Source organism: Stenotrophomonas sp. STEN021 (genome assembly GCF_056760175.1).
The window spans coordinates 46,984-53,864 of the sequence record NZ_JBRREH010000022.1 but is presented as its reverse complement, the minus strand read 5'-3'; the positions used below and the strand labels follow the sequence as shown (position 1 = coordinate 53,864).

The following is a 6,881-nucleotide window of genomic DNA, read 5'->3' as shown; positions in this document are numbered from 1 at the left end:
AAAAAACGGCTGGTTTGTGGGTGGGGGGTCAGCGGCGAAGCAGATGATCCATCCGGCCAACCAGCATGCTCGATCAATTCACTGGCACCAGCTTCGCGGCTGACGCCGCTCCTACAAGATCACATCGGGTTTTCGTGGAAAGCCCCAGCCGAGCATGGCTCGGCGCTACCTGCATGCGGCTATCCACACAGGCTGTGCCCTGTGATGCCGACAAGTTGTGGATAAGGTCTGGCAGGCCTTGTGCCGCAGTGCTTTCGGATATCTGGTGATTTTTTGGCCAAGGCCCGCCCAGCCTGGTCAGCCGCCCGCCAAGGTGGCGACGTTACAATGGCCCACCTTTTCCAGACTGGAGCTGTCCATGTCCCGCCAGATCATCAACACCGCCAACGCCCCGGCCGCCATCGGCCCGTACTCGCAGGCCGTGCGCGCCGGCAATACCGTGTATTTCTCCGGCCAGATTCCGTTGGACCCGGCGACCGGTGAAATCGTCGCCGGCGACGTCACCGCGCAGGCCCGTCGCGCCTTCGACAACCTCAAGGCCGTGGCCGAGGAAGCCGGTGGTTCGCTGGACAAGATGGTGCGCCTTGGCCTGTACCTGACCGACCTGGGAGAGTTCGCCAAGGTCAACGCGGTCATGCAGGAATACTTCCAGGCCCCGTTCCCGGCCCGTTCGACCATCGAAGTGTCGGGCCTGCCGAAGGGCGCTGCGTTCGAAGTCGACGCGATCATGATCATCGACTGATCCGCAATGCGGATTCGGTGGTGTAGCAGATGCCCGGGAAACCGGGCATCTGCGTTTCAGCTTGGCGGTAAGCGGGTTCCGCTCGGGGTCTGCCCGGTCCAGCGCTTGAAGGCGCGGCGGAACTCGCGCGCATCGTTGAAGCCCAGCTGGTTGCCGATGGCGGCAACGGCGAGCTCCGGGTCCTGCAGCAGTTCCAATGCGCGCTCGGTGCGCACGCGATCGTGGACCTCGCTGAAGCTGGTTTCCTCGTCGGCCAATTGCCGGCGCAGGGTCCGCTCGCTCAGGTGCAGGGCCAGCGCGATTTCGCTCATCTGCGGGTTGTCACGCAGCCGTGGCCGCAGCTGGCGCTCGACCGCGGCGGTGGTCTCCCCGCGCGAGGCCAGCGTTGCCAGTTGCGCGTGGCACATCGACAAGGCCTGCTGCGAGGTCACCGGGTTGTAGCTGGCAAACGGCAGCTGCATCCAGCGCTGTTCCAGCAGCAATGCGTGACGTGGCTGGTTGAAGCGCAGCTCGCAACGGAACAAGGCCTGGTACTCGTCGATACACGCCGGTGCCGGGTAGCCCAGTTCCAGTCGCAGCGGGCTGAACTCATTGCCAGCCAGCTCGCGGGCCAGCATCACGATGCTGGAGAACATCTCCTCGCAGAGGAACTGCAGCAGGTCGTTGGCTTCATCCGGCGCGCTGGCAACGATGGCCAGGCTGTCGCTGCCGCCGTCTTCCAGGGCCAGGCTCATCAGCGGGCCGAGATTGCGCTGGTAATCCAGCCCTATCCGCACCGCGTCGCCAAACGTGCGTGCGGTCTTCATCGCCAGGCCGAGCAGGCCGAAGTTGCCACCGTTCTGGTTGCCGCCCATGGCCAGGCCGACCCCGTCGATGGGGAAGGTGGGCAGGGCGCGGCGTATCACCTCGATTGCCTGCCGGTAGGAAATGCGGGCACTGGGATCGTTGAGCTGCGCCGCGCTCAATTGCAGCCCATTGAACCAGTTGTCGCTGCTGACACCGCGTTGCTCGGCCAGTAGCAACAGGCCACAGAGCATGTTGGTTGGAACGTTGGCGATGCTCAGGCGGTCGCCGCCGCTGATCCTGCGATGCATTCAAGCCCCTCCAGCTTGTCCGCTTTGCCCCCCCCAAGTATGCCGTTCTTGCCCTTCGCGTGAACACTGCCTGAAGGCCAGACTGCGCCCAACATCTGCCACCGTATGGGAGCACGTCATGCAGCGCAGCATTACCTGGGCGGTTTCCGCCACCTTGGCCGTCATGGTCGTCGGCTGCCAGAAGCAGGCCGAACAGGCACCAAGCGTGGCTGCGGCCGACGGGGCATTCGCGGCCACGCTGCAGGAGCGCCTGCTCGATGCCAAACCCGGCGACGTGATCGACATCCCGGCCGGCCGCCACCAGTTCGAGCGCAGCCTGAGCCTGCGCGCAGACGGCGTGACCATTCGTGGTGTCGGCATGGACCGGACCGTGCTCAGCTTCAAGGGGCAGAAGGCCGGCGCCGAGGGGTTGCTGGTCAATGGCGACAACTTCACCATCGAGAACCTCACCATCGAGGACTCCAAGGGCGACGGGCTGAAGATCAGCGAGTCGGAGAACATCACCATCCGTGGCGTAAAGGTGCAGTGGACCGGTGGCCCCAGCACCAAGAACGGCGCCTATGGCATCTACCCGGTGCTGACCAAGAACGTGCTGATCGAGAACACCGTTTCCATCGGCGCTTCCGATGCCGGCATCTACGTCGGCCAGTCCGACGGAGTGATCGTGCGCAACAGCCGCGCTGAGCAGAACGTGGCCGGCATCGAGGTCGAGAACACCCGCAACGCCGACGTCTACGACAACGTCGCCACCGGCAATACCGGCGGCATCCTGGTGTTCAACATGCCGGGCCTGTCGCAGCAGGGCGCCAATATCCGCGTGTTCAACAACAAGGTCATCGCCAACAATCACGAGAACTTCGGTGCCAAGGGCACGCCGGTGGCCAGCGTGCCTGCCGGGTCGGGCATCGTCATCAACTCCAATGATGACATCGAGGTGTTCGACAACGAGGTGCGCGACAACGCCACCACCAACATCATCGTCTCCAGCGTGTATTCCACCGGTTACAAGGACAGCAGCGCCTCGCCCAATTTCGATCCGTATCCGGAGCGCATCTACATCCACAACAACACCTTGTCCGGCGGCGGCGACTCACCCGACGGACTGGATCTGAAGGCCTTGAAAGTGGCGATGTATGGCCTGACCGGTAACTTCCCGGACGTGCTGTGGGATGGGTATTACAACAAGGAGCGCATGGTCGATGGGGTCAAGGTCGGTCCGCAGATATGCCTGCGCAATGTCAGCGGCGTGATCAACGCCGATGGTCCTGGCGGTTACAAGAACCCGAGCAAGGATGCCAAGCCGTTTGAATGCGACCTGCCGCGCTTGCCGGCCATCGATCTGAAGCGTGGTTGAGGTTTGAACATGCGCAATCTGATGGTGCGGGTGATTGTGTTGCTCAGCGTCTTGCTGATGCTGGTTGGCTGCGGCAAACCAGCGGCGGTGCATTTCTTCGAGCAGGGCCAGCCGGCGACGCTGGATGAGTGGCATGTGCTGCGCGTCCGCGAGGGCAAGCTGTCGCTCAATGACGGCGTGGTGCCGTATGACTTGAACACGCCGCTGTTCAGCGATTACGCGCACAAGCTGCGCACGGTGTGGATGCCGAAGGGGCAGGCGGCCGGCTACCAGCCAGAGCATGCGTTCGACTTCCCGGTCGGCACCATTCTCAGCAAGACCTTCTACTACCCGCTGCCGGCGCCCGGCGTTGCCGACGGCAAGTCGGTAGCACGCACGCCGCCGTCGCAATCCTCATTGCACGAGGAGAGCCTGGACCTGTCCAAGGTTCACCTGATCGAAACCCGCTTGCTGGTGCACCGCAAGGAAGGCTGGGTTGCGCTGCCGTATGTCTGGAACAAGGAGCAGACCAGCGCGACCCTGCAACGTACCGGTGCCAGTGTTGATCTGGAACTGGTCGCTGCCGATGGCTCGCGCGAAGCGTTTGCTTACCAGGTGCCGGACCAGAACCAGTGCGGTGGTTGCCATATCACCGACAACCGCTCGCGCAAGCTGCTGCCGATCGGTCCCAAGGCGCGCAACCTCAATCGCGATTTCGATTACCTCAGCGGCCACGACAACCAGCTCGCGCATCTGGTCAAACTCGGCTATCTGAAAGACCTGCCTGCACCGGCACAGCTGCCACGCGCGGCCGATGCCACTGATCCTGCCGCGCCGCTGGAGGCGCGGGCGCGCGCCTATCTGGACGTCAACTGCGGTCACTGCCATAGCCGCACCGGCCCGGCCATCACCTCCGGCCTGTGGCTGGACGCACCCACCCGGGATCACCTGAAGCTGGGCATGTGCAAGCAACCCATCGCCGCGGGCAAGGGCACTGGCAACCGCCGCTATGACATCCAGCCGGGCGATGCGGATGCCTCGATCATCGCCTACCGCATGGACAGTGATGACCCGGCGGTGATGATGCCGGAGGTCGGGCGGGCGGTGGTGCACAACGAAGGCGTGGCCTTGATCCGGCAGTGGATCAACGCGCTGGAAACAGACTGCGATACCGCTGGCGAAGGCCAGCCGGGCAACACGGGACCGCCGGCAGTCTGACGCCGGCTTTACACCTCACTGCGTGGGAGAGAGCGCGATGCGAGTGAAGCAACGGAATCTGGTAGTTGGGGTGCAGCGGGCCATGGCCGGGCTGATGGTGTTGGGGGTGAGCGCCCCGGCAATGGCGCAGTCGGCGACGGAGGATGCTGCCACCACGCTGGATCGCATCACCGTCACCGCGCAGAGCCGGCAGCAGGAAATACAGGATGTACCGATCGCCTTGCAGGTGGTCGACCAGAACCTGCTCAACGACGTGGCCGCCGAGAATCTTGGCGACATCGACTCGCTGGTGCCGGGATTGGTGATCAGCGCGGTGCAGCCGACCCAGCCATCGTTCCGGCTACGTGGCGTGGAGACCGACGACTTTGGCATCGGTACCGATCCGGCGGTAGGCATCTTCGTTGATGGCGTCTACGGTGGACGTGGCGGCGGCGTGCTGCTGCCCTTCGTCGATGTGGAACGTATCGAAGTGCTGAAGGGCCCGCAGGGCACCTTGTTCGGCCGCAATACCGCTGCCGGTGCGATCTCGCTGGTGACCCGGCGCCCGCAGGCACAAACCGAGGCGCGCGCCACCGTGCGCGTCGGCAACTACGGCAAGAAGTACGCCGATGCGATGTGGAACATCCCCACCGGTGACAACTCGGCGTTGCGCTTCAATGCACTGATCAACACCAGTGATGGTTGGTTCCAGGACGGCGCCACCGGCAAGGACCTGGGCGGCGAGAACGTCTGGGCCACCCGCGCAGCCTGGCAGAGCCGCTTCGGCGACAACACCACCGCGTACATCACCTGGGACCACGAAAGCCTGGACCAGAATGGCCGCGTCACCACCGGCATCGTGCCATTGCCGGCCTATCCGGCGCGGCCGCCAGTACCGGTGGACCCGGACGACTATCTGGACCCGCGCAAGATCAAGACCTATAGCGATGCTGACAATGCCGAATGGCGCACCTTCGACGGCGTCAGCCTGATCGTCGACCACGCGCTGTCCTGGGGCAATTTCACCTCCACCAGCTCCTGGCGCAAATACGACTCCACCAACCACACCGAGGAAGACGGCACCAATCGCTTCGACCTGTACGTGGATTCGAAGAACACCGAGAACAACGAAACCTTCTACCAGGAGTTCAAGTTCTCCGGCAGCAATGAACGCTTCGATTGGGTGGCTGGTGCCAGCTATTTCAACGAGGACGCGCGCCAGACCAGCGAGGTCAACACCAATACCGAGGCGGTGGACAACATCATCCGCAACATGGGCGTGGCCTATCAGCTGGGTATTCCCGATGGCAGCCTGTTCAATTTCACCTCGATGCTGGCGCAGATGAACGGTATTCCGATTTCGCTGGTCGGCGAGAAATGGAACGAGCGCTTCAGCAACACGCTGGGCACCACCTCGTACGCCGCTTTCGGTGACGTGATCTGGAAGGCCACCGATCGCCTCAACCTGACCTTCGGCCTGCGCTACACCCGTGACGAGAAGGACTTCACCTGGCTCAATACGCCGCGCAATGCGCCCGGCCTTGAAGCGAAGCTCGGCACGTTGGAGGCGCTGGGCTTCTTCCAGGCACTGGCGGGCATGGGCATCCCGATCACCCGCGAGCTGCTGACCTTCGACATGGCCTTCATCGACCCGCCGGCCATGGTCAACAAGGGCAAGCTGGTGCGCGACAAGAAGAGCTGGAGTGACTGGAGCCCGCGCTTCGTCGTCGACTACCACCTTAATGACGACACCATGGTGTTCGGCTCGCTGGCCAAGGGCTACAAGGCCGGTGGTTTCAATGCGCTGCAGATCGGTCCGGCGTTCGAGAACGAGGATGTGTGGAATCTGGAAGTCGGCCTGAAGCAGAGCTTCGAACGCTTCTCCTACAACGTCTCCGTCTTCCACTACCAGTACGACAACCGCCAGGCGATCCGCCTGATTGATCCGGATCCGAACAATCCGGTCGACATCCCGGTCTATGTATTCGACACCAGCGACCTGCAGGCCACCGGCGTGGATTTCGACATGCGCTGGAAGGTCACCGATGGTCTGACCCTGGATGCGGCGGCCGAATGGATCGATTCCAAGTACAAGAATTACGTGACCCCGGAAGGCGAGGATCTTGACGGTGCACCGACCGGCGAGCCGCGCTTCAGCGCCTCGGCTGGCGCGGTGTACGTCGCTGACCTGGGCGGCAACGGCCAGCTGCGCTTCTCGCTGCGCCACGCCTACCGTGGCGCCCAGCGCTGCAACGCAGGTTCCGACCTGCAGGGTGACTGCGGCATCAGCAAGCTGCTCAACATCGGCGAATCACAGCAGCGCACCGACGTACGCATCGGCTGGACCTCACCGCTGAAGCACTGGAACTGGGCGGTGTACGCCAACAACGTATTCGACAAGCAGTACGTCCGTGGCCTGAACACCTACGGACGCGATCCCCTGGGCGTGGTCGGCGCAACCATCACCGACCCGCGCACCTACGGCCTTGAAATGACCGTGAAGTTCTAACGCTTG

5 protein-coding genes are annotated in these 6,881 nt (G+C 63.3%); 4 read left to right on the top strand and 1 reads right to left on the bottom strand.

Translation table 11 applies throughout. From position 1 onward, the window contains the following. The first annotated feature begins 358 nt into the window (after positions 1-358). Positions 359-742 (top strand): RidA family protein, encoded by a 384-nt coding sequence (locus ACVOL0_RS06980; RefSeq protein WP_057629049.1) that lies wholly within the window; start codon positions 359-361, stop codon positions 740-742. Between the two features lie 56 nt (positions 743-798). Here the strand turns inward: ACVOL0_RS06980 and ACVOL0_RS06975 are convergent, their stop codons facing one another. Then, entirely contained in the window at positions 799-1,836 is a 1,038-nt protein-coding gene (locus ACVOL0_RS06975; protein WP_481548499.1) for an AraC family transcriptional regulator, read from the bottom strand. Positions 1,837-1,954: 118 nt separating this feature from the next. Between ACVOL0_RS06975 and ACVOL0_RS06970 the strand changes: the two genes are divergently transcribed. The 3 genes from ACVOL0_RS06970 to ACVOL0_RS06960 are packed head-to-tail and all read left to right on the top strand — an operon-like array spanning position 1,955 to position 6,875. After that, positions 1,955-3,190 carry a parallel beta-helix domain-containing protein gene (locus tag ACVOL0_RS06970; protein ID WP_481548498.1) on the top strand — a complete coding sequence of 412 codons (1,236 nt, stop codon included), beginning with the start codon at positions 1,955-1,957 and terminating at the stop codon, positions 3,188-3,190. A gap of 9 nt (positions 3,191-3,199) precedes the next feature. Further along, positions 3,200-4,387, top strand: coding sequence for an SO2930 family diheme c-type cytochrome (locus tag ACVOL0_RS06965; RefSeq protein WP_481548497.1), 1,188 nt, complete (start codon positions 3,200-3,202; stop codon positions 4,385-4,387). 37 nt (positions 4,388-4,424) lie between these two features. Next, on the top strand, positions 4,425-6,875 hold the full coding sequence (locus ACVOL0_RS06960; protein WP_481548496.1) for a TonB-dependent receptor: 2,451 nt from the start codon (positions 4,425-4,427) through the stop codon (positions 6,873-6,875). The last annotated feature ends 6 nt before the right edge of the window (positions 6,876-6,881 follow it).

Excerpts from the sequence above, each read along its gene's own strand:
- ACVOL0_RS06980 (WP_057629049.1), top strand. The coding sequence starts at position 359 with ATGTCCCGCCAGATCATCAACACCGCCAACGCCCCGGCCGCCATCGGC.
- ACVOL0_RS06975 (WP_481548499.1), bottom strand. The coding sequence starts at position 1,836 with ATGCATCGCAGGATCAGCGGCGGCGACCGCCTGAGCATCGCCAACGTT.
- ACVOL0_RS06970 (WP_481548498.1), top strand. The coding sequence starts at position 1,955 with ATGCAGCGCAGCATTACCTGGGCGGTTTCCGCCACCTTGGCCGTCATG.
- ACVOL0_RS06965 (WP_481548497.1), top strand. The coding sequence starts at position 3,200 with ATGCGCAATCTGATGGTGCGGGTGATTGTGTTGCTCAGCGTCTTGCTG.
- ACVOL0_RS06960 (WP_481548496.1), top strand. The coding sequence starts at position 4,425 with ATGCGAGTGAAGCAACGGAATCTGGTAGTTGGGGTGCAGCGGGCCATG.